Source organism: Paraburkholderia sp. CI2, assembly GCF_014201055.1.
GTDB lineage: Bacteria > Pseudomonadota > Gammaproteobacteria > Burkholderiales > Burkholderiaceae > Paraburkholderia > Paraburkholderia tuberum.
Genome location: NZ_JACHDL010000014.1, coordinates 159,984 through 184,411, shown reverse-complemented (window position 1 = coordinate 184,411; position 24,428 = coordinate 159,984). Strand labels below are relative to the sequence as shown.

The window sequence follows — 24,428 nt, the reverse complement described above, 5'->3', positions numbered from 1 at the left end:
CCACGGGAATGGAGCCCGGATTCAGCCCGAAAGCGTCCAGTTTAAAGAGATACGGTTCGATGTGCGTTTTACCTATGTCGTGTACAGGGTTCATGCACAATAGCAAAGTCGGCCGCCGCGCTGCATCCGCCGAACGGTCTATACCGTTTGGCCGACTTCTCGCCGCGCGCGGTCTCGTGGTCTCATTGCTCATCAACTGCATGGAGGTTCTGGATGTCGTCTCTGAACTCGAATCTGAACGGCAAAGTTGCCGTCGTCACTGGTGCCGCGAGCGGCATCGGCAAACAGATCGCGTTGACTCTGTCGGCCGCGGGTGCTGCGGTCGCGATCGCCGACCTGAACCAGGACGGCGCGAACGCCGTGGCTGAAGAAATCAGAAAGGGCGGCGGTAAGGCAATCGGCGTGGCAATGGACGTGACGAACGAAGATGCCGTCAACCAGGGGATCGACAAGGTCGCCGAGGAATTCGGTTCGATCGACATTCTCGTTTCCAACGCCGGCATCCAGATCGTCAATCCGATCGAAAACTATTCGTTTTCGGACTGGAAGAAGATGCAGGCCATTCACGTGGACGGCGCGTTCCTGACCACCAAGGCCGCGCTCAAGCACATGTACAAGGACAATCGCGGCGGCGTCGTGATTTACATGGGCTCGGTCCACTCGCATCTCGCCTCGCCGCTGAAGTCGGCGTACGTGACCGCGAAGCACGCTCTGCTGGGCCTGTCGCGCGTGCTTGCCAAGGAGGGCGCTGCGCATAACGTGCGTTCGCACGTCGTGTGTCCGGGCTTCGTGCGCACGCCGCTCGTCGACAAGCAGATTCCCGAGCAGGCGAAAGAATTCGGCATCAGCGAAGAGGAAGTGATCAAGCGCGTGATGCTGGGCGGTACCGTCGACGGTATCTTCACGACGGTCGAAGACGTCGCGCAGACCGTGCTGTTCCTGTCGACATTCCCGAGCGCGGCGCTGACCGGCCAGTCGTTCGTCGTGAGCCACGGCTGGTACATGCACTAAGGGGCGGCCCATGGCGCAACGCAATCTGAAGCGGGCGCGGGCGGGCGTGTCGGGCGACGGGGAGGGCGCGGGTCCGTCGGTCGCCGCCCGCCCGCGCCGGCATCTCCGGTTGCCCAACTACGAAACTGTCGCGCTGATGCTGCAAGGCGGCGGCGCGCTCGGCGCCTATCAGGCCGGCGTCTTTCAGGGACTTTACGAAGCCGGCATCGAACCGAACTGGATCGCGGGTATCTCGATCGGTGCACTGAATACGGCGATCATTGCGGGCAATCCACCGGAACGACGCGTCGAGCGTCTGCTGCAATTCTGGGAGACGATCTGCCAGCCGGCGTTCGGGGCGCCCTTGCCGGCTCCGATCGAGCACCTGCTGTTCAATTCGAGCGAAGCGGTGCGCAAGGCATTTACGGCAGCGCAGGCAATGAGCGCGATCGTCGAAGGGCAAAAGGGCTTTTTCGTGCCGCGTTTCCCGCCGCCGTTGCCCACGGTGTCCGGTCCGCCGCAATTGGCGAGCTACTACGACACCACGCCGCTGAAGGCCACGCTCGAGTCGCTGTGTGATTTCGACCGGATTAATTCCGGCGAAATACGCGTGTCGGTGGGCGCGGTGAATTGCGGCACGGGCAATTTCGCGTACTTCGACAATACCCACACCACGCTCAGGCCCGAGCATTTCATAGCGTCTGGCGCGTTGCCGCCGGGCTTCGCGGCTGTCGAGATCGACGGTCAGTTCTACTGGGACGGCGGCCTGATGTCGAATACCCCGCTCTACGAGATGCTCCAGTCCACGCCGCGTCGCGACACGCTCGCGTTTCAGGTCGACCTATGGAGTGCGATCGGGCCGGTGCCGGACAACCTCACCGACGTGCAGGGGCGCATGAAAGACATCCAGTATTCGAGCCGTACGCGTCTCGTGACCGACATGCTGCAGCGCTCGCAGCGTTTCCGCCACGTACTGCGCGAGGTGCTGGACCGTGTGCCAGAAGACCAACGCGACGATCCGTGGTGCAAGCTGGCCGAAGATCTGTCGTGTTCAAAGCGCTACAACGTGATTCACCTGATCTACCGGCACAAGGAATACGAAGGACACTACAAGGACTATCAATTCGGTCTGTCGACGATGCGCGAGCATTGGCGAAGCGGTCTCGAAGATATTCTCCGTTCTCTCGAGCAGCCCGACTGGCTCGATATGCCGGAAAACGATGCCGGGTTCGTCACGCACGATATTCATCGGGATTCGCGCTGATTCCTCGCGGAGAGCCCCGACGCTGCGCCAACCAAGGCCGAACCGTCAGAAAATAAAAAAACGGCGCCCTTTCAGAAAAGGGCGCCGTTTTTACAGGCGGTGGCAGCGGCGAACCTGCTGCACTTGCACGGCAAACCTCCGCGCTGTGAATCGCCTTACTTCAGCACGTGAGCAATCGCGGTGGCGACGACGTCGAGGTTGCGCGTATTGAGCGCAGCCACGCAGATGCGGCCCGTGCTGACCGCATAGATACCGAACTCTTCGCGCAGACGGTCCACTTGCGGCGCCGTCAGACCCGAGTACGAGAACATGCCGCGCTGTGCGTTCACGAAGCTGAAGTCACGATCGACGCCGCTTGCCTTCAGACGCTCGACGAGACCATTGCGCATCGCGCGGATGCGCTCGCGCATTTCGCCCAGTTCCCTTTCCCACGTCGCGCGCAGTTCCGGCGATGCGAGCACGGCCGCGACTACCGAGCCGCCGTGCGTCGGCGGGTTCGAGTAGTTGGTGCGGATCACGCGTTTCAGTTGCGACAGCACGCGCGCCGCTTCTTCCTTGCTCGCGGTGATGATCGACAGTGCGCCGACGCGCTCGCCGTACAGCGAGAACGACTTCGAGAACGACGAAGACACGAACACGTTCAGTTCCTGCGCCGCGAACAGACGCACGGCTGCCGCGTCCGCTTCGATGTTGTCGCCGAAGCCCTGGTAGGCGATATCGAGGAACGGCACGAGGTTGCGCGCCTTGACGACCTCGACGACCTGCTTCCACTGCTCGACGCTGAGGTCGACGCCGGTCGGGTTATGGCAGCACGCATGCAGCACGACGATCGTGCCCGCCTCATAGCTGTTCAGCGCGCTCAACATGCCATCGAAGTTCACGCCGTGCGTCTGCGCGTCATAGTACGGATACGATTCGACGACGAAGCCCGCGCCTTCGAACAGCGCGCGGTGATTTTCCCAGCTCGGATCGCTGATCGCGACCTTGCTATTCGGATTCACGCGCTTCAGGAAGTCCGCGCCGATCTTCAGCGCGCCCGTGCCGCCCAGCGCCTGCGCCGTCACGACGCGGCCGGCCGCGATCAGCGGCGAGTCGTTGCCGAGCAGCAGCTTTTGCACGGCGGCATCGTAAGCGGCGATACCTTCGATCGGCAGATAGCCACGCGGCAGCGCGGCTTCGACGCGAGCCTTTTCCGCCTCGCGCACGGCGCGCAGCAGCGGAATCTTGCCTTCTTCATTGAAGTACACGCCAACGCCGAGGTTGACCTTGGTGGCGCGCGTATCGGCGTTGAAAGCTTCGTTCAGGCCCAGAATCGGGTCGCGGGGAGCAAGTTCGACGGCGGAGAACAGAGACATGATGGGTGGGCAGCAGTAGTGAAAAGAGGGCGGCTTCGCGCGCGAGCGGCCTCATCTGGGGCGTCTGCGGCGTTTCGCGGGTGGGCGTGAGTTCGACGAAACGCGAAAATCGGGGACGGCCTATGGACAGCGGCGAGCGAGCGCAACTTCGCATTGTAACGAATCCGGGCGCTTTTTTCGGACGACCAGACGGGCAAAAGGCGATTATTTGCTTGAAAAACAGGCACTGGAGAGCCATGTGGCAGTAAGGAATTCGAGCGGGCGTGGCGATGTCGACGGCGCGAACAGGCCGAGGTGCGCTGTCCATTGGCGCTGACTGCGCCACGATGACGCGTGGCGTGGAGGACAGAGCCCGGGATGGGAGTTCGCGGTAAACCCCGTCAGGGCGCGCAAGTCCGCAAAGGGCCATAACACACGGGCGCCCAGGTCCGCCCTACGTAAGCCCGCTCGATCTTCGCTTTCCGCAACCCGTTAGAATGATTCTTTGCCCAAGGCCCGGTGCCGCCCCTCATGTCCGAACACCATCTGACTGAAGCCGACGATACGCTCGACGAATCAAAATTCATCACGTTCGAAGGTTCGCCGTTCAAGCTCTACCAGCCGTATCTGCCCGCCGGCGACCAGCCTACGGCCATCGACACGCTCGTCGAAGGCGTCGGCGACGGTCTCGCGTTCCAGACGCTGCTCGGCGTGACCGGCTCCGGCAAGACTTTCACGATGGCCAACACGATCGCGCGGCTCGGCCGCCCGGCGATCGTGTTCGCGCCGAACAAGACGCTCGCCGCGCAGCTGTATTCGGAGTTCCGCGAGTTCTTTCCGCGCAACGCGGTCGAGTACTTCGTTTCGTACTACGACTACTACCAGCCGGAAGCGTATGTGCCGCAGCGCGATCTGTTCATCGAGAAAGACTCGTCGATCAACGAGCATATCGAGCAGATGCGGCTGTCGGCGACCAAGAGCCTGATGGAGCGGCGCGACGTGGTGATCGTCGCGACGGTGTCGGCGATTTACGGTATCGGCAATCCGTCCGAATACCACCAGATGATCCTGACGCTGCGCACCGGCGACCGGCTCGGCCAGCGCGACGTCATCGCGCGGCTGATCGCGATGCAGTACAGCCGCAACGAAGCCGACTTCCAGCGCGGCTCGTTCCGCGTGCGCGGCGACACGATCGATATCTTCCCGGCCGAGCACGCCGAGATGGCGGTGCGCGTCGAGCTGTTCGACGACGAGGTCGAGACGCTGCAGCTATTCGATCCGTTGACCGGCCGCGTGCGGCAGAAAATTTCGCGCTTTACCGTGTATCCGTCGTCGCACTACGTGACGCCGCGCGATACCGTGCTGCGCGCCGTCGAAACGATCAAGGCCGAGCTGCGCGAGCGCCTCGAATTCTTCTATAGCCAAGGCAAGCTCGTCGAGGCGCAGCGCCTCGAGCAGCGCACCCGCTTTGACCTCGAAATGCTGCAGGAGCTCGGTTTCTGCAAGGGCATCGAGAACTATTCGCGGCACTTCTCGGGCGCGGCGCCGGGCGAGCCGCCGCCGACGCTCGTCGATTACCTGCCGCCCGACGCGATCATGATGCTCGACGAATCGCACGTGCTGATTGGCCAGCTGAACGGCATGTACAACGGCGACCGCGCGCGCAAGGAAAACCTCGTCGACTACGGCTTCCGGCTGCCGTCGGCGCTCGACAACCGGCCGCTCAAGTTCAACGAGTTCGAGCGCAAGATGCGCCAGGTCGTGTTCGTGTCGGCGACGCCCGCCGATTACGAGAAGAGGACCGCGGGGCAGGTCGCCGAACAGCTTGTGCGTCCGACCGGCCTCGTCGACCCTGAAATCGAGGTGCGGCCGGCGCGCAGCCAGGTCGACGACGTGCTTGGCGAGATCAACGAGCGCGTCAAGGCCGGCGACCGCGTGCTGGTCACGACGCTGACCAAGCGGATGGCCGAGCAGCTCACCGAGTTCCTGGCCGACCACGGCATCAAGGTGCGCTATCTGCACAGCGACATCGACACGGTCGAGCGCGTCGAGATCATCCGCGATCTGCGTCTCGGCGCGTTCGACGTGCTGGTCGGGATCAACCTGCTGCGCGAGGGGCTCGATATTCCCGAGGTGTCGCTCGTCGCGATTCTCGACGCGGACAAGGAAGGCTTCCTGCGCGCCGAGCGTTCGCTGATCCAGACCATCGGCCGGGCGGCGCGTAACGTGAACGGCAAGGCGATTCTGTACGGAGACAACATCACGGACTCGATGCGTCGCGCGATCGACGAAACCGAGCGGCGCCGTACGAAGCAGATCGCGTTCAACGCCGCGCACGGCATTACGCCGCGCGGCGTCGTGAAACGGATTCGCGACATCATCGATGGCGTGTACAACATCGACGAAGCGCGTGCCGAGTTGAAGGAGCAGCAAACCCGCGCGAAGTTCGAGGACATGTCCGAGAAGCAACTCGCCAAGGAGATCAAGCGCCTCGAAAAGCAGATGATGGAGCACGCGAAGAATCTCGAATTCGAGAAGGCCGCGCAGACCCGCGACCAGCTAGCGCTGCTGCGTCAGCGCGTGTTCGGCGCGAACGTCGGCGACCACGTGTCGGGCGTCGAATAGCTAGCGTCCCTCCACCGCTCTTGTCCACCACGAAAGGGCGCGGCCACTTGCCGCGCCTGTTCACATCGGCCGGCGCTTTAGGTCCCGCTGCAGCCGTCGGCGCGGCCAACCTGGCCGTGACGAATTCCGTCCCTGTTTCCCCGCCGCACGAAGGTTTCTTAAGCGAGCCTTAAGACCCTGCTGACATCAGGCAGAGCGTGCTGACAGGTTTGTTCTCGTCAACGATCGATGATAAACTCGCCCCAATATTGAGAATGGTTCGCATTTAAATTTACATCTGACTTGCGGCCGCAGTGTTTCAATGAAATCGATTCCAGTCTGATAGAAACAAGGAGCTTCAATGCGGATTTCTTCCTTTGTGCGCGGTGGCGCGGCAGCGCTAGCTGCTGGCGCGGCGCTGTCGGCCTCGGCCGCCGAATATCCGATCGGCAAACAGCAGATCCAGGGCGGCATGGAAATCGGCGCGGTCTACCTGCAGCCGGTCACGATGGAACCTGAAGGCATGATGCGCAAGGCGTCGGATTCGGACATTCACCTCGAGTCCGACATCCACGCGGTCAAGAACAATCCGACCGGTTTCGCCGAAGGCGACTGGATGCCGTATCTGCAGGTGCACTACGAACTGACGAAGGCCGGCTCGAACCAGCCGTTGAAGGGGGACCTGATGCCGATGGTCGCGAACGATGGTCCGCACTACGGCGACAACGTCAAGCTGCAAGGCCCGGGCAAGTATCACCTGAAGCTGATCGTCGAACCGCCGATGCAAATGGGCCACATGGCGTTCGGCCGTCACGTCGACAAGGAAACCGGCGTGGGTCCGTGGTTCAAGCCAATCACGCTCGAATACGACTTCACCTTCGCTGGCATCGGCAAGAAGGGCGGTTACTGATCGGCGCGCGGTGCCAACGCGGTCGCTCAACATATCAGTGAATGCAGCAGACGGCGCGCGGACAGTCGGAGTCATATCTGGCGTTGGCGCGTCGCGTTTTCCGGAAAGGGCAATGAGAATCAACCGAAAGATCGCGATGCTTGCCGCCACGTTTTGCCTGGCGGCCACGGCTCATGCAGCCGACCTGCCGACCTTCAAGCTCGAAATGAACGACGGCAAACTGAACCCGGCCCGCATCGAAGTGCCGGCAGGCCAGCGTATCAAGATCGAAGTACGCAACACCGGCAAGGGCGCGGCCGAATTCGAAAGCGTGCAGTTGCGTAAAGAGAAGGTTCTGGCGCCGGGCGCTGATTCGTTCGTCGTGATCGCTCCGCTGGAGCCGGGCGAATACAAGTTTTTCGACGACTTTCACCAGCAGGCGCGGGGCGTGATCGTCGCGAAGTAAGCAGTGGTCTCGATCGAATGCGAACGCGAACTCGCCACGGCAAGCGGGCGCTGTCGGTCGCGCGAGGCAACGGAAGCGGGCAGTAGAAGGATCGAAGGGAGAGCTTGAATGGGTCAGATTCTGTTCATCGTGTGGCGGGAGAGCGTCGAGGCGCTGCTGGTCGTCGGCATCCTGTACGCGTGGTTGAAAAACGGCGACGACGACGCCCGCCGCGGCTTGTCGTACCTGTGGGGCGGCGTGGCGGCCGGCGTGATCGCGGCGGTGGCGCTCGGCGCGGCGCTGGTCGGCTTCACCGAGGTGCTCTCCGGTGACGCGCAGGATTACTTCCAGACCGCGATGGTGCTCATCGCCTGCGTGCTGATCGTGCAGATGGTGCTGTGGATGAAGCAGCACGGCCGCACGCTGAAGCGCGACATGGAACAGTCGCTGCAAAAGAGCCAGCGCGATTCGAACTGGTGGGGCGTGGCGCTGCTGGTCGCACTGGCGATCGCGCGCGAAGGCAGCGAAACCGTGATCTTCCTGTACGGCCTCGGCTTTGGCCAGTCGGGTCATGTCGACGGCAGTCAGATGCTCGCTGTCGTGATCGGTCTCGCGCTTGCGTTCCTGACCTTCTACGTGTTGCAGCTCGGCGGCAAGATCATCTCGTGGCGGCTCTTTTTTCGCGTCACCGAAATCATGCTGCTGTTCCTCGGCGCGGGGCTGTTCCAGACCGGCGTCGACAAGCTGATCGACAAGGAAATCCTGCCGACGCTCGTCGACCAGCTGTGGAATTCGTCGGCGATTCTCGATGACTCGAGCACCTTCGGTTCGCTCGTCGCGACGCTGACCGGCTACCGCGCGCATCCGGCGCTGATGAATCTGCTCGCCTATGCCGTGTATTGGGCGGTCGTTTATCTGCTCGTGCGCCGCGCCAGTCGCAAGCCCGCGCAGCAGACGGTAGGGCGCGCGGCATGAGCGCCGTGATGGCTTCCCGGCCGGGCCGCCTCGCGGCGGCCGGCCAGTGGATGCAGCGCCACGGCGCGGTGATTCGCGGCATCCAGTGGGTCGTGGTCGCGGTGTATGCGTTCCTGATCGTCGTGCCCGCGCTGATGCCGCTGCCGGACGACACCGCGCATCTGTGGAACAACCTGACGCTCGCCGCGCAGTTCGTGTTCTGGGGCATCTGGTGGCCGTTCGTGTTGCTGTCGATGGTGATGCTCGGCCGCGTCTGGTGCGGCGTGCTGTGTCCGGAGGGCGCGCTCGCCGAATTCGCGAGCAAATTCGGCCGCGGTCGCGCGATTCCGCATTGGATGCGCTGGGGCGGCTGGCCGTTCGTCGCGTTCGGCATCACGACGATCTACGGGCAGATGGTGAGCGTCTACCAGTATCCGAAAGCGGTGTTGCTGGTGCTCGGCGGCTCGACCTTCGCGGCAATCGTGATCGGTCTGCTATACGGACGCGAGAAGCGCGTCTGGTGCAAATACCTGTGCCCCGTCAACGGGGTTTTTTCGCTTCTGTCACGGCTCGCGCCGTTTCACTACAAGGTCGACGAAGACGCGTGGCGCCGCTCGTACACGAACGGCGAGCATGGGCATCGCGTGATTCCGATCAACTGCGCGCCGCTCGTGCCGTTGCGCAACATGAAGGGTGCGGCGGACTGCCATATGTGCGGCCGCTGCAGCGGACACCGCGATGCGATCGCGCTGACGTGGCGCAAGCCGTCGACCGAAATCGTGCAGTTGGGCGACAAGAAGGCGAACCCGTGGGACACCGCGCTGATCCTGTACGGCCTGCTCGGCATCGCGATCGGCGCGTTCCACTGGACCGCGTCGCGCTGGTTCATCGACCTGAAGATGTTCGCCGCGACGTGGCTCGTCGATCGCGACATCACGTGGCCGCTCGACACCAACGCGCCGTGGTTCCTGTTCACGCATTACCCCGACCAGAACGACGTGTTCTCGTGGCTCGACGGCTCGCTGCTGATCGGCTACATCCTCGCGACGGCGCTTGTCTACGGCACCGTGCTGCTGCTGTTGCTGACGGGCGCGACGCGCATGCTCGGGCGCTTCGACGCAACGCGTCTGCATCACTTGACGCAGGGGCTGATTCCGATCGCGGGCGCGGGCGTATTCCTTGGTTTGTCGGCGACGACGCTGTCGCTGCTGCGCGCCGAGCACGTGTCGCTGTGGTGGGCGTCGGGTCTGCGCATCGCAATTCTCGTGATTGCGAGCGCGTGGAGCGCATGGCTCGCGTGGCTCGTCACGCGCCGCTACAGCGAGCGCTTCGTGCAACGCGCGCTGGCGATGTTGTGGTTCGTCGCGGCGCTTGCGGTCGTCAATAGCGCGTGGTGGCTGATGTTCTGGGGCTGGGCTTCGAAGTAAGTCTTCAGCCTGTGTCCGGTGCGAACGCAGGCGCAAGCGCAAACGAAAAGCCGTGGGATGGTGACACCCCACGGCTTTATCATTTTCAGCGATGTACGCCGTTGCGCGCATCGGCTTTCGAGCGAGAACCAAAAAAGCGGCCTGGCTTGCTGCGACGGCTGGCTTGGTGTCTGCACGAAGGGGTCTAGTTCTCGCGTGCAAACCGTCGTGGCTGGCTAATGCCTAACACCTCTCTGGGAGGTGGTCCCCACAATACCCGGTACTTACCTCGTGTCTTGCTACTTCGTCAGGATCAGCTTGCCGAGGCGCGTCGCACGCAGTTGATACGTGTCGCCGTTGTGCACGATGCTGATGTGACTATGGCCTTGCAGCAGCGCGTCGCTGCGCACGACCCGTTCCGACGTCTCGCTCTGGCCGGCGGTGCCTTGCGCGCCGGGTTTCGCCGCGGGCGCGGCCGTCGTCGACGATTGCGGGCGGCTGGTTAGCGCGGCCGCCGAGCGGCGCAGGCTGAGCGTGGAGGAGCGAGTCATATCGGTCATTCGTTTTAGCTTGTTCGTCGATTCGATGTGATCATTCTAAATGATAACCATTCCTATTTGCAAGATCGAGAAATTGATCGGGTCCGACTTTTGATAGTTGAATGAAAGTGCGTCTAGATGGCGATTCTGGAAGCCATTCTGACATGGCCCCGCGAAAGCGCGGGCAGGGCGCCCGCGCGGTATGTCAGTGCAACGGTCCCGGTTCCTGCCCGGCCGCGACGTACTGGCGGATCAGCCGCACCGTATCGATATCGTTCTCGCGATACGCGGACTTGACGATCTCCTGCGTCTGCACGGCGTCCTGGTCGGTCGAGACGGGCAGCGTGGTCGCGTACTCGAAGCGTAGGAACAACTGCAACTCATCGGGCTGCTCGATCGTCATCGTCAGGGAGCCGCCGACGTGCTCGGCGGTCGGCAGGATGTCGTAGCGCACGCTTTCGGTTTCCTGCAGTGTGACGCGATCGCGCACAGTGGCGTGGCCGTAGTGCAACTCACGCTCGAGCACATTGCCGTCGCGCGACAGGATCGTGCAGCTGTCGAGACCCATCACGAACAGTTGCGGCTGCTCGGCGCGCAGCACGAGCCCTTCCCACAGCTGCTCGCGGGTCATCGATTCGACGAAGGGATTCAACGGATCGTTGATCTGAATAAGGTGTTCGAAATTCAAGACGACTGCGTCCTATGAAAATAGTGCAATACCCGTGACCCGAACGGACGGCGTCCGACCGTCCTATGCGCGTTTGCTGCGACTGTTAAGCGACCGCGAGCGCGGAGCGGATCGAGATCGTGTGCGTGAGGATCTTGTGCACCGGGCACGCATTGGCAATTTGCAAAAGCCGTTCCCGCTGCTCGCCGGAGAGTTCGCCATCGAGCATGATCTGACGGTCGATCGTCGAGCCTGCGTCGCCGGTTTCCATCGACAGTTTCACGCGTACGCCCGCGAGCGGCCAGCCTTTGCGCTGCGCGTACATCTTTAGCGTGATCGACGTACAAGCGCCGAGGCTCGACAGCAGCAGCGAGACCGGCGTCGGGCCGCGGTCGCCGCCGCCTAGCGATTCGGGTTCGTCGGCAAGCCACGTGTGCTTGCCGTCGTCGAACACGACCTGGAAATTCGTCGAACCGATGTGGGCGGTGACGGTGGGCTCTGCCATACGCGCTCCTCTGATAGGGATCTAATAGCGTCGCGCGCCGCGGACTGTCGAAATCAACGCGGGCTGCGCGACATGAGCCGTTATTGTGAACGAATTTACCGGCGTTCGCGGCCCGTGGCGGATGATTTGGCGGCGCGCGCGTGGCTGGTGGCAAGCTTCGCCTCGCGCCGACAGGCGTGACAAACGCGCGGCACGCGCTCGCCTGTCAGTGCGTGATCGTGCCCATCCGCCCGGCCTGATAGTCGATCACCGCCTGACGGATCTCGTCTTCGGTATTCATCACGAACGGACCATAACGCACCACCGGTTCCTTCAGCGGCACGCCGCCGAGCAGCAGCACTTCGAGTGGTTCGTCGCCGGCCGTGATGGTCACCGCGTCGCCGTCGTTGGCGAACGCCACCATCGTGCGCGCGTCGATGTCCGCGCGCGCGTCGCCTTCGCCATACACGCCCTTGCCGGACAGCCCATACGCGAACACGCGATAGTCGGCCGGTACCGGCTGGCGGATCGTGGCGCCCGGCTGCAACGAGAAATGCTGATACAGGATCGGCGTGTGCGTTTCGATCGCGGCCTTGACGCCGAGCGCTTCGCCCGCGATGACCTTCACGCGCACCTGACCGTCTTCGGACGTCGCGGCCGGAATGCGTGTCGACGGAATTTCCTGGTAGCGCGGCGCGATCATCTTGTCGCGACGCGGCAGGTTCACCCATAGCTGCAGGCCGTGCACGCGACCGCCGGTGCGCGTGAATTCCGGGTCCGGCATTTCGCTATGCACGACGCCCGCGCCCGCGGTCATCCATTGCACGTCACCGGCGTGCAGCGTGCCGGAATGGCCCGCCGAATCCTTGTGGCCGAACTGGCCCTCGAGCACATAGGTGACCGTCTCGAAGCCGCGATGCGGATGATCGGGCGCGCCGATGGCCTCGCCTGGCGCATAGTCGACCGGCCCCATTTCGTCGAGCAGCAGGAACGGATCGAAGTCCATCAGCAGACGCGTCGGAAACGGTCGATGAACGATGAATCCGCCGCCCTCCACTGTGCGAACCGACGGGAACGTGCGTTCGATCGTGCGTGACGTAGTCATCAATATCACCTCGAAAAATGGGGAATAGCGCGATTTCTGAAACATGGGGCTATTATAGGGACCGTTTTTGGCGGTGCCAGCCGTCCCTCAGCAATGGATTGTTCTATTCATGGAACGATGAGATGAAGATCGATTCACACAATCTGAACGACCTCATGTACTTTTCGCAGGTCGTCGAACATGGCGGATTTTCGGCCGCCGAGCGGATGCTGGGCATTTCGAAGTCGCGCCTGTCGCGTCGGCTCACGGAGCTGGAGGCGTCGCTCGGCGTGCGCCTGTTGCAGCGTTCCACTCGCAAGCTCGCACTGACCGAAGCGGGGCAGCTGTTCTACCAGCACTGTCAGGCGATGCTCAGCGAAGCGCAGGCGGCGGTCAATGTCGTGCAGCAGCTGCGCTCGTCGCCGCGCGGCACGGTGCGCGTCAGCGTGCCGGTTACGATCTCGCAGACGATTCTGTCGACGATCCTGCCGGAATTCATGCACCGCTTTCCGGAGGTGCGCGTCGTGATGCGCGTGACGAATCGCGTGGTCGATCTGTTCGAGGATTCGATCGACGTCGCACTGCGCGTGCGTTCGGATCCGCCGGAAAACGCGAACATCGTCGTGCGGCCGCTGTGGCGCACCGAGCAGATGCTGGTCGGCGCGCCGAGCCTGCTGCAGCAGAATGCGCCGCCGCTGACGCCGGGCGACCTGAACCGCTTCGAAACACTCGACGTGCCGACGAGCGACGGCCGCCACGTGTACAACCTGATCTCGCCCGACGGCACGCGCCATGCTCACGAACACGAGCCGCGCCTCGTGACCGCCGATCTGATGACGATTCGCGAGGCGGTGCTCGCCGGCGTCGGCATCGCCGCATTGCCGGAGATGATGTATGGAGCCGCGTTGAGAGCGGGGCAACTGTCGCCCGTGATGCCGGGCTGGAGTTTTCCGACGCCGCAGTTGTACGCGGTGTTCGTGTCGCGTCAGGGGATGGTGCCGGCCGTGCGCGCGTTCGTCGATTATCTGGTCGAGATGCTCGATCCGGATGAGGGCAAGCACATCATCGGCGAGTGTCCTGAGCGCGCCGAAAAAGCGGCGGCGCAGGCATCGGTGGCGAGGGCTTCCTCCGCTGCGTCGGCGGCGGTTTCATGAGGCTCTGTGGCAACTGAAGGGGGCATGGTGCGCCGCGGGCCGCTAGCGCGCTTCGGAAATCGTTTTTAGCATTTAAGCGCGGCCTGTCATGATTACTTTCAATGGTCGTTTGCTTGAATGCGCGCGCACACAGGCATATAGTGAAATCCCTTTCGCTAAGGAGTGTCCTATGCGAAAACTCATGGCCGCTATCATAGCGGGCCTGATAGGGCTGACCGCGTTGTCCGTGTCGACCACGGCCCTCGCATGCGGTGATAAAAGCTATCAGTCTTCGGCCGATGGCAAATGATCCCGCCGCCCGAAGGCGCCGAGTGCGCACAAAAAAAGGCCTTCATCCGACGATGAAGGCCTTTTACTTTTTGGCCCTGTTTAAAGGGATGTTCCCGTGGACGAGCGCGCTGCTCCGCTTGCCCCTCCGCTTGCCACGTTACCGCTTACTTCGCTTTGGGCTGCGTGACGAAACCGATCTTCGTCAGTCCGCCAGCCTGCGCGGCCGACATCACCTGCGCGACCTTCTCGTACGGCACCTTGCGGTCCGCATCGAGATGCAACTCCGGCTGCGGGCTCGCCTGCGCGGCCGCGGCGATCTTCGCGGCGAGCGCCGCATCGTCGACCTTGGTGCTGTCCCACAGCACATTGCCGTCCGCGTCGATCGACACCGTCACCTGCGCGGGCTTCGTATCTTCCCTCTGACTGCTCGCGTGCGGCAGATCGATCTTGACCGCGTGACGGATCACCGGAATCGTCACCATGAAGACGATCAGCAGAACCAGCATCACGTCGACGAGCGGCGTCATGTTGATCTCGTTCATCAGGCCGTCGTCATCGTCTCCGGCGAAAGGGCTCATTGCCATTGGGATGCCTCGTCGATCAGTTGGCGCGGGTTGCGAGACGCAGGCCGTCGCCGCGCCTGGTCGACGACAAACGGGCACCGGTCACGAAGAACGCATGCAGGCCGTGAGCGAAGCGGCTCAGCTTCGCGACGATCGCCTTGTTGGCGCGCGTCAGCGCGTTGTAGCCGAGCACGGCCGGAATCGCGACGAACAGACCAAACGCGGTCATGATCAGCGCTTCGCCGACCGGGCCGGCGACCTGGTCGATCGACGACTGGCCGCTCGCGCCGATCGCGAGCAGCGCGTGATAGATGCCCCAGACGGTGCCGAACAGGCCGACGAACGGCGCGGTGCTGCCGATCGACGCAAGAATCGCGAGACCGCTCTGCATGCGCGCGACGCTTTCGTCCATCGTGTCTTTCAGGCAGCGCGTGACCCAGTCCGATACGTCCATGCGGTCGTGCAGATGCGGCTGCGTCTGGTGATGATGGTCGGCCGCTTCCTGGCCCGACAGCGCGAGCGCGAGGAACGGGTTGTCATGCGGCGTCGAGGCGCCGCCGCCGAGCTTCTTCACGCCGTCGGCGAGGTCGTCCGAATGCCAGAACGCCTGCTCGGCGTTCTTCGTCAGGCGCTTCAGGCGCATCACGTTCCAGCCTTTGACGACGATCACGCTCCACGACATCACCGACATGATCAATAGCGCCAGCGCGATACCGCGCGTCACGAAATCCCCTTGCGCCCACACGTGTGCCAATCCGTAGTTTTGCATTGCAATTCCTTGTTTTTGAAAGCTTGCTTCAGTCGGTCAGATTGAAGTTGAAAGGCTGGGTGTACGCGGCCCTGACGGGCTCGCCGTTCTCGAGATACGGTTTGCAGGCGCTTGCGCGCACGGCGGCCACGGCCGCGTCGTCGAGACGGCTAAAGCCGCTGCTTTTCTTCAACTCGATGTTCTCGAGCTTGCCGCTCAGACCGACGACGAAGTGCACGTACGCGGTGCCGGATTCGCCGCGGCGCCGCGATAGAGCCGGGTATTCGGGCTGGCTGATATTGCAATCGAGGTGCGACACGTTTTTCGGCGCGCTGATTTCCATCGTCGGCTTGCCGATCGCGGGCGCTGCCGCGGTGGGGGGTGTCGCCGGCGCGGCGGGCGCGGGCGGCGTCGGATCGGGCGCCGCGACCGGCGTCGGCGATGGCGCAGCGGCCTGTGGCAACGGAGTTGGCGTCGGCTTGGGCGTCGGAGTCGGCTTCGGCTGGGCTTTCGGCCTCGTATGGACGGGCGGCGTTGGCCGGGGCGGCGGCGGAGCGATCGATTGCAGCGCGACCGGCGCGGCGAGCGGCGCGGGCGGCAGCAGTTCGGCGGTCATCACGTGCGATTCGAGCGCGACCGGTACAGGCTCGTGACGCAGCGTCATGATCACGGCGAGCAGAGCGACGTGAACCGCGGCGACTATGGCAGTGGCCGTCAGCGCGCGGGAATTCGGTCGGGTGGACGACGCCAGCGTGGCGCCGGCGGAAACGGGATGCGGAGCCTGCATGGTCAGTGTGGCAGCGCACCGTGCGGGCGGCGCGTCAAACAGGGCATCGTCATGTTCGGAAAATCAGCAGCGAAATGAACAAAGTAGTCACGAAACCAATCAGCAATTCCATCTCGAACTCCTTTCGAAGGGGGAGCGGGGTAGCTGGCTGGTGCGGGTACTGGCTTGCTGACGGCAGTGAGATAACGCAGTACGGCGGACAGTACTGCGGTTGTGTTGCAGACGTGCGGCACATTCAACGTCGCATCGGAGCGTTACATAAAGCGTGCATGAAGCAGAGGGACTTTTAGATGCACCGACACGGCCTGCACCGGCCCTGCTAGTTGAGCTCAGGCTGCCTTGCGCTCGTAGAACGCGACTTGCACGACCTCGGCGACGCTCTGCACCTGCCGATGCTCGACCACGCCGCAACGGCTCGCGCAGACACCGCTTTGCAGCATCACGTCACGCACGGATTCCTCGCATTTGCCGCAGCACGAGGCGACGCCGAGTTCAAACTGCAACTCGTCGAACGAGTCGATGCCGTCCGCAATCGAGGAGCGGATTGTGCGGTCGGATACGGATTTGCAGACACAGACGATCATGGCAGGCGTCATAGCTAAAGTTAATGCGAATTATTATCATTTTGTTTGGTTCGTTTGGCAAGCGTCCCGTGCGATTTTTTGTAACAAAACCAGACTCTTGGAATGGATTTCGTCGGCAGGAAGGGCGGGGCGCGCGCCGGTTGCCGGCGCTAGGCGGCGCGAGAATCCGATGCGGCCGTGCGGCCCGACGGTATCGATACCTGCTCGACCGCGGCCTCGATCCGCAGCAGCGTGGCGGCGAGTTGCTGCTGATGGATGCCGTCGTCGGTGGAATAGAAGCGCGGCAGCGGCGTGCCCCCGGCCGACGCCGCGGCGCGCAGGCCGTGCTGCTCGAGCACGCGTTCGAGCTGACGCGCGATCGCCACGCTCGTATCGATCAGCGCGAGCCGCTCGCCGACGATGTCGCGGATCGCCGCGTCGAGAAAGGGGTAATGGGTGCAGCCGAGCACCAGCGTGTCGGCGCCCGCGTCGAGCATCGGTTCCAGGTAGCTGCGCAGCAGTGCGTGCAGCTCGGCCGAGCCGACGTCGCAACGCTCGACCGCCTGCACGAGCCCGTGGCCGGGCTGGCACAGAAAGCGGCAGTCGGCGGCGTAGCGTTCGAGCAGCCCCTGGAAGCGGGCGCTGCGCAGCGTCGCCTGGGTCGCGAGCACGCCGGCGACGCGGCTTTTCGATTGCAGCGCGGCGGGCTTGACACCCGGCTCGACACCGACGAGCGGAATCGGCAGCTTTTCGCGCACCAGCGCGATCGACTGCGCGGTCGCCGTATTGCATGCGACCACGAGCGCCTTCGCGCCTTGTGCGGCGAGCCATTGGCCGATGGCCAGCGTGCGGTCGGTGATGAAGTCGTCGTCGCGCTCGCCGTAGGGCGCGTACAGCGAATCGGCGACATACAGCAACGCCTCGTCAGGCAGTTGCGCGCGCACCGCGCGCAGCACGGACAGGCCGCCGAGCCCCGAATCGAAAATGCCGATCGGCGCCTGCGACGCGGCGCCAGCGGCAACACTGCGGACAGTCGGGGACGGCGAAGGGGCGGGCATAGGCGAAAAAAACGAGCGTGAAGTGGCGGTCGGCGAAAGGGGTGAAACCACGGTGAGGCGCGAACGAGCGCGCAAGTATATCGCCCGTGCGGTACGGTCCGGCGCGAATGCCTGCTGGGCAGGCGTCGTGCCGCTACCGCGCGAAATGCTTCAGCGTGCTTCGATCAGGACTCGACCGAGCCCATCGCGCTTTGCTGGTAGTTCTGGATACCGACCTTGTCGATCAGATCGAGCTGGGTTTCGAGCCAGTCGATGTGCTCTTCGGTGTCGTCGAGAATCTTCGTGAAGATTTCGCGCGAGATGAAATCGCGCACCGATTCGCAGTAGACAATCGCCTCCTTGCAGGTGCCTTGCGAAATCTGTTCGAGCTTCAGATCGCATTCGAGGATCTCTTTGGTTTCCTCACCGATCAGCAGCTTGTGCAGGTCCTGCAGATTCGGCAGACCGTCGAGCACGAAGATCCGTTCGATCAGCATGTCGGCATGCTTCATTTCGCCGATCGACTCGTCGTACTCGTGCTTGCCGAGCTTGTCGAGGCCCCAGTGGCCGTACATTCGGGCATGCAGGAAGTATTGATTGATCGCGGTCAGTTCGTTCTTCAACTGCGCGTTCAGATATTCGATGACCTTCTTGTCGCCTTGCATGTTATTTCCTTTTTCGGGAACCTTGAATTTCCAACAACAATAAACGCCATGTCCAAAAAAGCCAAGAGATCCGATACAACCGTTGGCGGCGTTGGCGGCGTTGGCGGCCTTGTGCGTGCGGCGCCTTGCGCGTGCATGACGCACGGAAAGAAAAAGCCGGGATCGCGGCCCCGGCTTTTCGACTGACCTGAGTAGCGTTAATCGCGACTCATCAAGCCGTGGCGACCGGAATCTTGCCGATCCTGGCTTGCCATTCCTTCGGGCCGGTCTGGTGCACGGAGGTGCCGTTCGAATCGACGGCGACCGTGACCGGCATGTCCTGCACGTCGAACTCGTAGATCGCTTCCATGCCGAGGTCTTCGAACGCGAGCACCTTCGCGCTGCGGATCGCCTTCGACACGAGGTACGCCGCACCGCCGACGGCCATCAGATACGCGGCCTTGTGCTTCTTGATCGCCTCGATCGCGACCGGGCCGCGCTCGGCCTTGCCGATCATCGAAATGAGGCCCGTTTGCGCGAGCATCGTCTCGGTGAACTTGTCCATCCGCGTCGCAGTGGTCGGGCCCGCCGGGCCGACCGCTTCGTCGCGCACCGGATCGACCGGGCCGACGTAGTAGATCACGCGGTTCGTGAAATCGACCGGCAGCTTCTCGCCCTTCGTGAGCATGTCGGCGATGCGCTTGTGCGCGGCGTCGCGGCCCGTCAACATCTTGCCCGACAGCAGCAGCGTCTGGCCCGGCTTCCAGGCCGCCACTTCTTCCGGCGTCAGCGTGTTGAGGTCGACGCGCCTGCTGGTTTCCGTGTTCGGTTCCCAGTGCACCTTGGGCCATGCGTCGAGCGACGGCGCTTCGAGCCTGGCGACGCCCGAACCGTCGAGCGTGAAGTGCGCGTGGCGGGTCGCCGCGCAGTTCGGGATGATCGCGATCGGCTTGGATGCGGCGTGCGTCGGCGCGGCCATGATCTTCACGTCGAGAACAGTGGACAGACCGCCGAGGCCCTGCGCGCCGATACCGAGTGCGTTGACCTTCTCGTGCAGCTCGACGCGCAGCTCTTCGATCCAGTCCTTCGGGCCGCGCGCGATCACGTCCTGAATGTCGATCGGGTCCATCAGCGATTCCTTCGCCATCACCATCGCTTTCTCAGCGGTGCCGCCGATGCCGATGCCGAGCATGCCCGGCGGGCACCAGCCCGCGCCCATCGTCGGCACGGTCTTCAGGATCCAGTCGACGATCGAGTCCGACGGGTTCAGCATCGCGAACTTCGACTTGTTCTCCGAGCCGCCGCCCTTGGCCGCGACCTGCACGTCGACGGTGTTACCCGGCACGATCTCGTAGTGGATCACGGCCGGCGTGTTGTCCCTGGTGTTCTTGCGCGCGCCTTCGGGCGGGCTCACGATCGATGCGCGCAGCACGTTGTCCGGATTCAGATAACCGCGGCGCACGCCTTCGTTGATCATGTCGGTGACGCTCATCGTCGCGCCGTCCCAACGCACGTCCATACCGACCTTCACGAACACCGTGACGATGCCGGTGTCCTGGCAGATCGGGCGCTTGCCTTCGGCGCACATGCGGCTGTTGGTCAGGATCTGCGCGATCGCGTCCTTCGCTGCGGGGCTCTGTTCGAGCTCGTACGCGCGGCCGAGCGCTTCGATGTAGTCGAGCGGATGGTAGTAGCTGATGTACTGCAGCGAATCAGCGATGCTCTGAATCAGGTCTTCCTGTTTGATGACGGTCATGGCTAGCTCAGTGGGGAGTGGCGCTTGTTGTCGGATCGCAGCACGGTGCGGTCAGTCTTGCGCCTTCATGGGAGTGGAAACCTTGATGCCGCCCACGGCGTGCAATGCCGCGGGCCCTTCGAAATGTTTGGGGAGCGTGTGCGTGGTGTTCTGGTCGGGGCTGATGAAGGTCTTCAGCAGATGGATCGGCGAAATGCTGATCAGCGCCATCGACAGCTTCACTTTCAGCACGCCGGCGTTCACGTGATCGAGCCATTCCGGTTCGTCCGGATGACCGTCGAGGCCGAGGCGCGATACGAACGTTTCATACCCGCCGATGATCACCATGATCAGCAGGTTCGAGATCATCACCACGTCGATCAGGCCCAGCACGACGAGCATGATGCTGGTTTCGTCGAGCTTCATCGAGTCGGTGACCAGATGCCAGACTTCCTTCAGGAATAGCACGACGTAGACCGCCTGCGCGACGATCAGCCCGAGGTACAGCGGCACCTGCAGCCAGCGGCTCATGAAAACGAGGTGGGGCAGCGCGCGCATGGGGCGGCGCGGACGGGCGGAGGCGGGTCGCGAAGCGGACATAGGCAACGGTCAGATGAAGCGCGGGTGACGGAACAGGGGCCAGGCGCCGACGGCGGTGCGGGGCGCGGCCATTGAAGGGGCGCGAGACTCGCGTCAGGCGCGCTATTGTACAGCGTCGGTCGAATCTGCTGCTTTGCGGCGGGCAGCGCGCCCGCCACACCGGAATTACGATGCGATCGGCGGCACGCTGCGCGCCTTCAGGCTCGCGAGGCCGATACCGGCGACCACGCAGGCAAGCGCGATCCCGTGCGCGAGCGCGCGGCCGTCGGGCCGCTCCTTCAGGATCAGCCACGACAGCAGCGCGACGACCGCCGGAATCGTGCTCGTGATCACGCCGGCCGCGACCGCGCTGGTACGCGCGACGCCGTTGAGCATCAGCAGCGTGAAGCCGAAGGTGCCGAATAGCGCCTGCAAAAACAGGTTGATCCATTCGTCGCGTCTGACGCGGCGCAGTTTGGTCACGCGCAACAGCGGCCAAAGCACGGCCATCGCGATTACGAAACGCAGTAGCGCAAACAGCGGGACGGGGACGAAGGCGACGATCGATTTACCGATTCCGACGTTGCTGCCGACCAGCAGCATCGAGGTAATGAGAAGCAGGGCGTAGCGATTCAAGCTGGAATCCGGACGGCTAGTTCAGTTAGCATTGTAAAAGGCCGTGCGAGAGAGCATAAGGGTGCGAAAGGGTGCGAAAGCGGGCGCGCTGGCGGTGCGTCGAGTTCGCATCAACGGTATGCAGTGTGCTGCGAGCGAGCGTAGAAGGCTCTGTAGAACGGCGATCTTTTTCGCGCGCATCTCGTCTGATCAACGCGTAACTGCGTCGATGGCTGGCGCGATCTAAGGGTTTTCGCTTGCAGATCAACACGATGCGCGTAAGTGGCCGGTAAGTTGCAGCGCATATGGTTAAGCCTTGACGCGGGATAGGATCGCGCAGGGTGCCCGCATGCACGGATGTTGCGATGCCGCACGCGCACGCGTTTGACGGTATCGCGAGGTGGGAGACAGCGCCGCTCGTGGCGGCTCGAACAGGATGAGGCCCGCGCGCCCGAAGCGCGCCGGTACAGGTTTTACGTTTCATCTTCACCAAGGGGTTGTCGATGTCTGCGATTGAATCGGTTCTTCAGGAACGCCGCGTTTTTCCGCCCTCCGCTGACACTGCGAAGGGTGCCACGATCTCCGGCATGGACGCGTACCGGGCGCTCGCCGCCGAAGCGGAGCGCGACTACGAAGGCTTCTGGGGGCGTCTCGCGAAGGAGACGCTGAGTTGGCACAAGCCGTTTACGAAGGTGCTCGACGAATCGAAGGCGCCGTTCTACACGTGGTTCGAAGACGGCCAGCTGAACGCGTCGTATAACAGCATCGACCGTCACGTCGAGGCCGGCAACGGCGAGCGCGTCGCGATCGTGTTCGAAGCCGACGACGGTACCGTCACCAACGTCACCTATCAGGATCTGCTGCAACGCGTATCGCGCTTCGCGAATGCGCTGAAAAAACGCGGCGTGAAGAAAGGCGACCCGGTCGTCATCTATATGCCGATGTCGATCGAAGGCATCGTCGCGATGCAGGCGTGCGCGCGGATCGGCGCGACGCACTCGGTCGTGTTCGGCGGCTTCTCGTCGAAGTCGCTCAACGAGCGGCTCGTCGACGTCGGCGCGGTCGCGCTGATCACGTCCGACGAACAGATGCGCGGCGGCAAGGCTTTGCCGCTGAAGAACATCGCTGACGAAGCGCTCGCGCTCGGCGGCTGCGAGAAGGTCAGGAGCGTGATCGTGTACCAGCGCACCGGCGGCAAGGTCGCGTGGGACGCAGGGCGCGACCTGTGGATGCACGAACTCGCACAGGCCGAGTCGGATCAGTGCGCGCCCGAATGGGTCGGCGCCGAGCATCCGCTCTTCATCCTCTATACGTCGGGCTCGACCGGCAAGCCGAAGGGCGTGCAGCACAGCACCGGCGGCTATCTGCTGTGGGCCGCGCAAACGCTGAAATGGACCTTCGACTGGCGCCCCTCCGACGTGTTCTGGTGTACCGCCGACATCGGCTGGATCACCGGCCATAGCTACATTACGTACGGGCCGCTCACGCTTGGCGGCACCCAGGTCGTGTTCGAGGGCGTGCCGACCTATCCGGACGCCGGGCGCTTCTGGCAGATGATCGCGAAGCACAGGGTCACGCTGTTCTATACGGCTCCTACTGCGATCCGCTCGCTGATCAAGGCCTCCGAGGCCGACGCTAAAGTGCATCCGAAGAGCTACGACCTGTCGACCTTGCGCATCATCGGCACGGTCGGCGAACCGATCAATCCGGAAGCGTGGGTGTGGTACTACGAGAACGTCGGCGGCGGCCGCTGTCCGATCGTCGATACGTGGTGGCAGACCGAGACCGGCGGCCACATGATCGCGCCGATGCCGGGCGCGACGCCGCTCGTGCCGGGTTCGTGCACGCTGCCGCTGCCGGGCATCATGGCTGCGGTCGTCGACGAAACCGGGCAGGACGTGCCGAACGGGCAGGGCGGCATTCTGGTGGTCAAGCGCCCGTGGCCGGCGATGCTGCGCAACGTGTGGGGCGATCCGGACCGCTACAAGAAGAGCTACTTCCCCGACGAGCTCGGCGGCAGGCTCTACCTCGCCGGCGACGGCGCGGTGCGCGACAAGGAGACCGGCTACTTCACGATCATGGGCCGCATCGACGACGTGCTGAACGTGTCGGGCCACCGTCTCGGCACCATGGAGATCGAGTCGGCACTGGTGGCCAATCCGCTCGTCGCGGAAGCCGCCGTGGTGGGCCGCCCCGATGCGACGACCGGCGAGGCGGTGTGCGCGTTCGTGGTGCTCAAGCGTGCGCGTCCGCAAGGCGAAGAGGCCGTGAAGCTCGCGAACGACCTGCGCAACTGGGTCGGCAAGGAGATCGGTCCGATCGCGAAGCCGAAGGACATCCGCTTTGGCGAGAACCTGCCGAAGACGCGATCGGGCAAGATCATGCGTCGTCTGTTGCGTTCGCTCGCGAAAGGCGAGGAAATCACCCAGGACGTGTCGACGCTGGAAAACCCGGCGATTCTCGATCAGCTCGGCGAGTCGATTTAAAGCGTTGTAAGCGGGTCCGCGCGGACGGCGGCGGCGTGTCGATCGACACGCTTGCGGGCACGCCGCGCAGACCCGTTATTCGAGTGGACGGCTTGCGTCACGGCGTTGCGCGGACAATCCCAATTGCCTCGCCGATGCCTTTTTGATACATAGGCGCATGGCCGCGCCGCACTTATCCTCCCACGCCACGTTGAACCCCCCGCCCGAACCGCCACCGGTCTCGGCGGCGATGGCGCTCGCGCATCGCAAGTACTGGCGTTTCAACCTCGCGCTGATCGCGGTGCTGATGACGCTTGGCTTCTTCGTCTCCTTCGTCGTGCCATTGCTGGCGCCCGCGCTCGGGCAGGTGCACGCAGGCGGCTTCAGGCTGCCGTTCTACTTTGGCGCACAAGGCGCGATCCTGATCTACCTCGCGCTGATCGTCGTCTATATCGTGCTGATGCAGCGCGCCGATCGTCAGTTGCAGCACGCGTTCGAAGCGGATTCGCAGCGCGATGCGGCAAGCGGTCCCGCCGCGGATTCCACCACCGGCGCAAACGATGACGTCACGATCGGCACGGCCGCGCCGGCCGCGCGCGGGCGCTGAG

The 24,428-nt window shown here is 63.5% G+C and carries 23 protein-coding genes and 1 pseudogene; 10 read left to right on the top strand and 14 right to left on the bottom strand.

The annotated features are described in order from the left end of the window. The first annotated feature begins 213 nt into the window (after nt 1-213). On the top strand, nt 214-1,011 hold the full coding sequence (locus tag HDG32_RS20375) for a 3-hydroxybutyrate dehydrogenase (RefSeq protein WP_090803833.1): 798 nt from the start codon (nt 214-216) through the stop codon (nt 1,009-1,011). Between the two features lie 10 nt (nt 1,012-1,021). Next, nucleotides 1,022-2,254: a patatin-like phospholipase family protein gene (locus HDG32_RS20370; RefSeq protein ID WP_184070204.1), complete on the top strand. Its 1,233-nt coding sequence runs from the start codon at nt 1,022-1,024 to the stop codon at nt 2,252-2,254. 155 nt (nt 2,255-2,409) lie between these two features. Here HDG32_RS20370 and HDG32_RS20365 read toward each other — a convergent pair whose 3' ends face one another. Next, nucleotides 2,410-3,609, bottom strand: a complete 1,200-nt coding sequence (locus HDG32_RS20365; protein ID WP_184070202.1) for an amino acid aminotransferase — start codon at nt 3,607-3,609, stop codon at nt 2,410-2,412. Between the two features lie 510 nt (nt 3,610-4,119). Between HDG32_RS20365 and uvrB the strand changes: the two genes are divergently transcribed. The 5 genes from uvrB (at nt 4,120) to HDG32_RS20340 (ending at nt 9,907) form a co-directional block, all read left to right on the top strand. Beyond that, nucleotides 4,120-6,213, top strand: coding sequence for an excinuclease ABC subunit UvrB (gene uvrB, locus HDG32_RS20360; RefSeq protein ID WP_184070201.1), 2,094 nt, complete (start codon nt 4,120-4,122; stop codon nt 6,211-6,213). Nucleotides 6,214-6,553: 340 nt separating this feature from the next. Beyond that, the gene (locus HDG32_RS20355; protein ID WP_184070199.1) at nt 6,554-7,102 is read left to right on the top strand and encodes an iron transporter; all 549 of its coding nucleotides are present in this window, start codon (nt 6,554-6,556) and stop codon (nt 7,100-7,102) included. A 112-nt stretch (nt 7,103-7,214) separates the two neighbouring features. Continuing rightward, nucleotides 7,215-7,547, top strand: a complete 333-nt coding sequence (locus tag HDG32_RS20350) for a cupredoxin domain-containing protein (RefSeq protein WP_184070197.1) — start codon at nt 7,215-7,217, stop codon at nt 7,545-7,547. Between the two features lie 108 nt (nt 7,548-7,655). After that, nucleotides 7,656-8,501, top strand: coding sequence for an FTR1 family protein (locus tag HDG32_RS20345; RefSeq protein ID WP_184070195.1), 846 nt, complete (start codon nt 7,656-7,658; stop codon nt 8,499-8,501). Beyond that, nucleotides 8,498-9,907 (top strand): 4Fe-4S binding protein, encoded by a 1,410-nt coding sequence (locus tag HDG32_RS20340; protein ID WP_184070193.1) that lies wholly within the window; start codon nt 8,498-8,500, stop codon nt 9,905-9,907. The genes HDG32_RS20345 and HDG32_RS20340 overlap by 4 nt, the downstream gene beginning before the upstream one ends. A gap of 278 nt (nt 9,908-10,185) precedes the next feature. Here the strand turns inward: HDG32_RS20340 and hemP are convergent, their stop codons facing one another. From hemP to HDG32_RS20320, 4 genes are all read right to left on the bottom strand, one after another. Continuing rightward, a complete protein-coding gene (hemP, locus tag HDG32_RS20335; RefSeq protein WP_184070191.1) occupies nt 10,186-10,446 on the bottom strand; it encodes a hemin uptake protein HemP in 261 nt (86 codons plus the stop codon). Between the two features lie 184 nt (nt 10,447-10,630). Beyond that, nucleotides 10,631-11,113 carry an SRPBCC family protein gene (locus HDG32_RS20330; RefSeq protein ID WP_184070189.1) on the bottom strand — a complete coding sequence of 161 codons (483 nt, stop codon included), beginning with the start codon at nt 11,111-11,113 and terminating at the stop codon, nt 10,631-10,633. A gap of 85 nt (nt 11,114-11,198) precedes the next feature. Then, on the bottom strand, nt 11,199-11,597 hold the full coding sequence (locus HDG32_RS20325; protein ID WP_184044399.1) for an OsmC family protein: 399 nt from the start codon (nt 11,595-11,597) through the stop codon (nt 11,199-11,201). Between the two features lie 205 nt (nt 11,598-11,802). Beyond that, complete coding sequence (locus HDG32_RS20320; RefSeq protein ID WP_184070187.1) at nt 11,803-12,681, bottom strand: pirin family protein; 879 nt, start codon at nt 12,679-12,681, stop codon at nt 11,803-11,805. A 122-nt stretch (nt 12,682-12,803) separates the two neighbouring features. Here HDG32_RS20320 and HDG32_RS20315 point away from each other — a divergent pair, with 122 nt between their 5' ends. Further along, nucleotides 12,804-13,814, top strand: coding sequence for a LysR family transcriptional regulator (locus HDG32_RS20315; protein WP_184070185.1), 1,011 nt, complete (start codon nt 12,804-12,806; stop codon nt 13,812-13,814). A 434-nt stretch (nt 13,815-14,248) separates the two neighbouring features. Here HDG32_RS20315 and HDG32_RS20310 read toward each other — a convergent pair whose 3' ends face one another. The 9 genes and pseudogenes from HDG32_RS20310 to HDG32_RS20270 form a co-directional block, all read right to left on the bottom strand. Continuing rightward, nucleotides 14,249-14,668 (bottom strand): biopolymer transporter ExbD, encoded by a 420-nt coding sequence (locus HDG32_RS20310; RefSeq protein WP_090803854.1) that lies wholly within the window; start codon nt 14,666-14,668, stop codon nt 14,249-14,251. A gap of 16 nt (nt 14,669-14,684) precedes the next feature. Further along, entirely contained in the window at nt 14,685-15,416 is a 732-nt protein-coding gene (locus HDG32_RS20305) for a MotA/TolQ/ExbB proton channel family protein (RefSeq protein ID WP_184070183.1), read from the bottom strand. A gap of 28 nt (nt 15,417-15,444) precedes the next feature. Next, complete coding sequence (locus HDG32_RS20300) at nt 15,445-16,182, bottom strand: energy transducer TonB (RefSeq protein ID WP_184070180.1); 738 nt, start codon at nt 16,180-16,182, stop codon at nt 15,445-15,447. A gap of 329 nt (nt 16,183-16,511) precedes the next feature. Next, entirely contained in the window at nt 16,512-16,766 is a 255-nt protein-coding gene (locus tag HDG32_RS20295) for a bacterioferritin-associated ferredoxin (protein ID WP_090803857.1), read from the bottom strand. A gap of 149 nt (nt 16,767-16,915) precedes the next feature. Further along, nucleotides 16,916-17,803: a glutamate racemase gene (gene murI, locus HDG32_RS20290; RefSeq protein ID WP_184070178.1), complete on the bottom strand. Its 888-nt coding sequence runs from the start codon at nt 17,801-17,803 to the stop codon at nt 16,916-16,918. A gap of 164 nt (nt 17,804-17,967) precedes the next feature. Beyond that, a complete protein-coding gene (bfr, locus tag HDG32_RS20285; RefSeq protein WP_184070176.1) occupies nt 17,968-18,447 on the bottom strand; it encodes a bacterioferritin in 480 nt (159 codons plus the stop codon). A 211-nt stretch (nt 18,448-18,658) separates the two neighbouring features. Next, nucleotides 18,659-20,182, bottom strand: coding sequence for a fumarate hydratase (locus HDG32_RS20280; protein ID WP_184070174.1), 1,524 nt, complete (start codon nt 20,180-20,182; stop codon nt 18,659-18,661). Nucleotides 20,183-20,233: 51 nt separating this feature from the next. Further along, a complete protein-coding gene (locus HDG32_RS20275) occupies nt 20,234-20,719 on the bottom strand; it encodes a TIGR00645 family protein (protein WP_221307810.1) in 486 nt (161 codons plus the stop codon). Between the two features lie 246 nt (nt 20,720-20,965). Then, a pseudogene (locus HDG32_RS20270) lies at nt 20,966-21,376 on the bottom strand (EamA family transporter); the annotation flags it as partial. Between the two features lie 482 nt (nt 21,377-21,858). Between HDG32_RS20270 and acs the strand changes: the two are divergent. Both acs and HDG32_RS20260 read left to right on the top strand, forming a co-directional pair. Next, on the top strand, nt 21,859-23,841 hold the full coding sequence (acs, locus tag HDG32_RS20265) for an acetate--CoA ligase (protein ID WP_184070170.1): 1,983 nt from the start codon (nt 21,859-21,861) through the stop codon (nt 23,839-23,841). A 157-nt stretch (nt 23,842-23,998) separates the two neighbouring features. Further along, entirely contained in the window at nt 23,999-24,427 is a 429-nt protein-coding gene (locus HDG32_RS20260; protein WP_184070168.1) for a DUF4212 domain-containing protein, read from the top strand. Nucleotide 24,428 lies beyond the last annotated feature (1 nt).

Coding starts and splice junctions, on each gene's coding strand:
- HDG32_RS20375 (WP_090803833.1), top strand. CDS start 214: ATGTCGTCTCTGAACTCGAATCTGAACGGCAAAGTTGCCGTCGTCACT.
- HDG32_RS20370 (WP_184070204.1), top strand. CDS start 1,022: ATGGCGCAACGCAATCTGAAGCGGGCGCGGGCGGGCGTGTCGGGCGAC.
- HDG32_RS20325 (WP_184044399.1), bottom strand. CDS start 11,597: ATGGCAGAGCCCACCGTCACCGCCCACATCGGTTCGACGAATTTCCAG.
- HDG32_RS20365 (WP_184070202.1), bottom strand. CDS start 3,609: ATGTCTCTGTTCTCCGCCGTCGAACTTGCTCCCCGCGACCCGATTCTG.
- HDG32_RS20260 (WP_184070168.1), top strand. CDS start 23,999: ATGGCCGCGCCGCACTTATCCTCCCACGCCACGTTGAACCCCCCGCCC.
- HDG32_RS20315 (WP_184070185.1), top strand. CDS start 12,804: ATGAAGATCGATTCACACAATCTGAACGACCTCATGTACTTTTCGCAG.
- HDG32_RS20345 (WP_184070195.1), top strand. CDS start 7,656: ATGGGTCAGATTCTGTTCATCGTGTGGCGGGAGAGCGTCGAGGCGCTG.
- HDG32_RS20355 (WP_184070199.1), top strand. CDS start 6,554: ATGCGGATTTCTTCCTTTGTGCGCGGTGGCGCGGCAGCGCTAGCTGCT.
- HDG32_RS20310 (WP_090803854.1), bottom strand. CDS start 14,668: ATGGCAATGAGCCCTTTCGCCGGAGACGATGACGACGGCCTGATGAAC.
- HDG32_RS20350 (WP_184070197.1), top strand. CDS start 7,215: ATGAGAATCAACCGAAAGATCGCGATGCTTGCCGCCACGTTTTGCCTG.
- murI (WP_184070178.1), bottom strand. CDS start 17,803: ATGCCCGCCCCTTCGCCGTCCCCGACTGTCCGCAGTGTTGCCGCTGGC.
- HDG32_RS20320 (WP_184070187.1), bottom strand. CDS start 12,681: ATGACTACGTCACGCACGATCGAACGCACGTTCCCGTCGGTTCGCACA.
- HDG32_RS20280 (WP_184070174.1), bottom strand. CDS start 20,182: ATGACCGTCATCAAACAGGAAGACCTGATTCAGAGCATCGCTGATTCG.
- HDG32_RS20275 (WP_221307810.1), bottom strand. CDS start 20,719: ATGCGCGCGCTGCCCCACCTCGTTTTCATGAGCCGCTGGCTGCAGGTG.
- HDG32_RS20300 (WP_184070180.1), bottom strand. CDS start 16,182: ATGCAGGCTCCGCATCCCGTTTCCGCCGGCGCCACGCTGGCGTCGTCC.
- HDG32_RS20305 (WP_184070183.1), bottom strand. CDS start 15,416: ATGCAAAACTACGGATTGGCACACGTGTGGGCGCAAGGGGATTTCGTG.
- HDG32_RS20295 (WP_090803857.1), bottom strand. CDS start 16,766: ATGATCGTCTGTGTCTGCAAATCCGTATCCGACCGCACAATCCGCTCC.
- uvrB (WP_184070201.1), top strand. CDS start 4,120: ATGTCCGAACACCATCTGACTGAAGCCGACGATACGCTCGACGAATCA.
- hemP (WP_184070191.1), bottom strand. CDS start 10,446: ATGACCGATATGACTCGCTCCTCCACGCTCAGCCTGCGCCGCTCGGCG.
- HDG32_RS20340 (WP_184070193.1), top strand. CDS start 8,498: ATGAGCGCCGTGATGGCTTCCCGGCCGGGCCGCCTCGCGGCGGCCGGC.
- bfr (WP_184070176.1), bottom strand. CDS start 18,447: ATGCAAGGCGACAAGAAGGTCATCGAATATCTGAACGCGCAGTTGAAG.
- acs (WP_184070170.1), top strand. CDS start 21,859: ATGTCTGCGATTGAATCGGTTCTTCAGGAACGCCGCGTTTTTCCGCCC.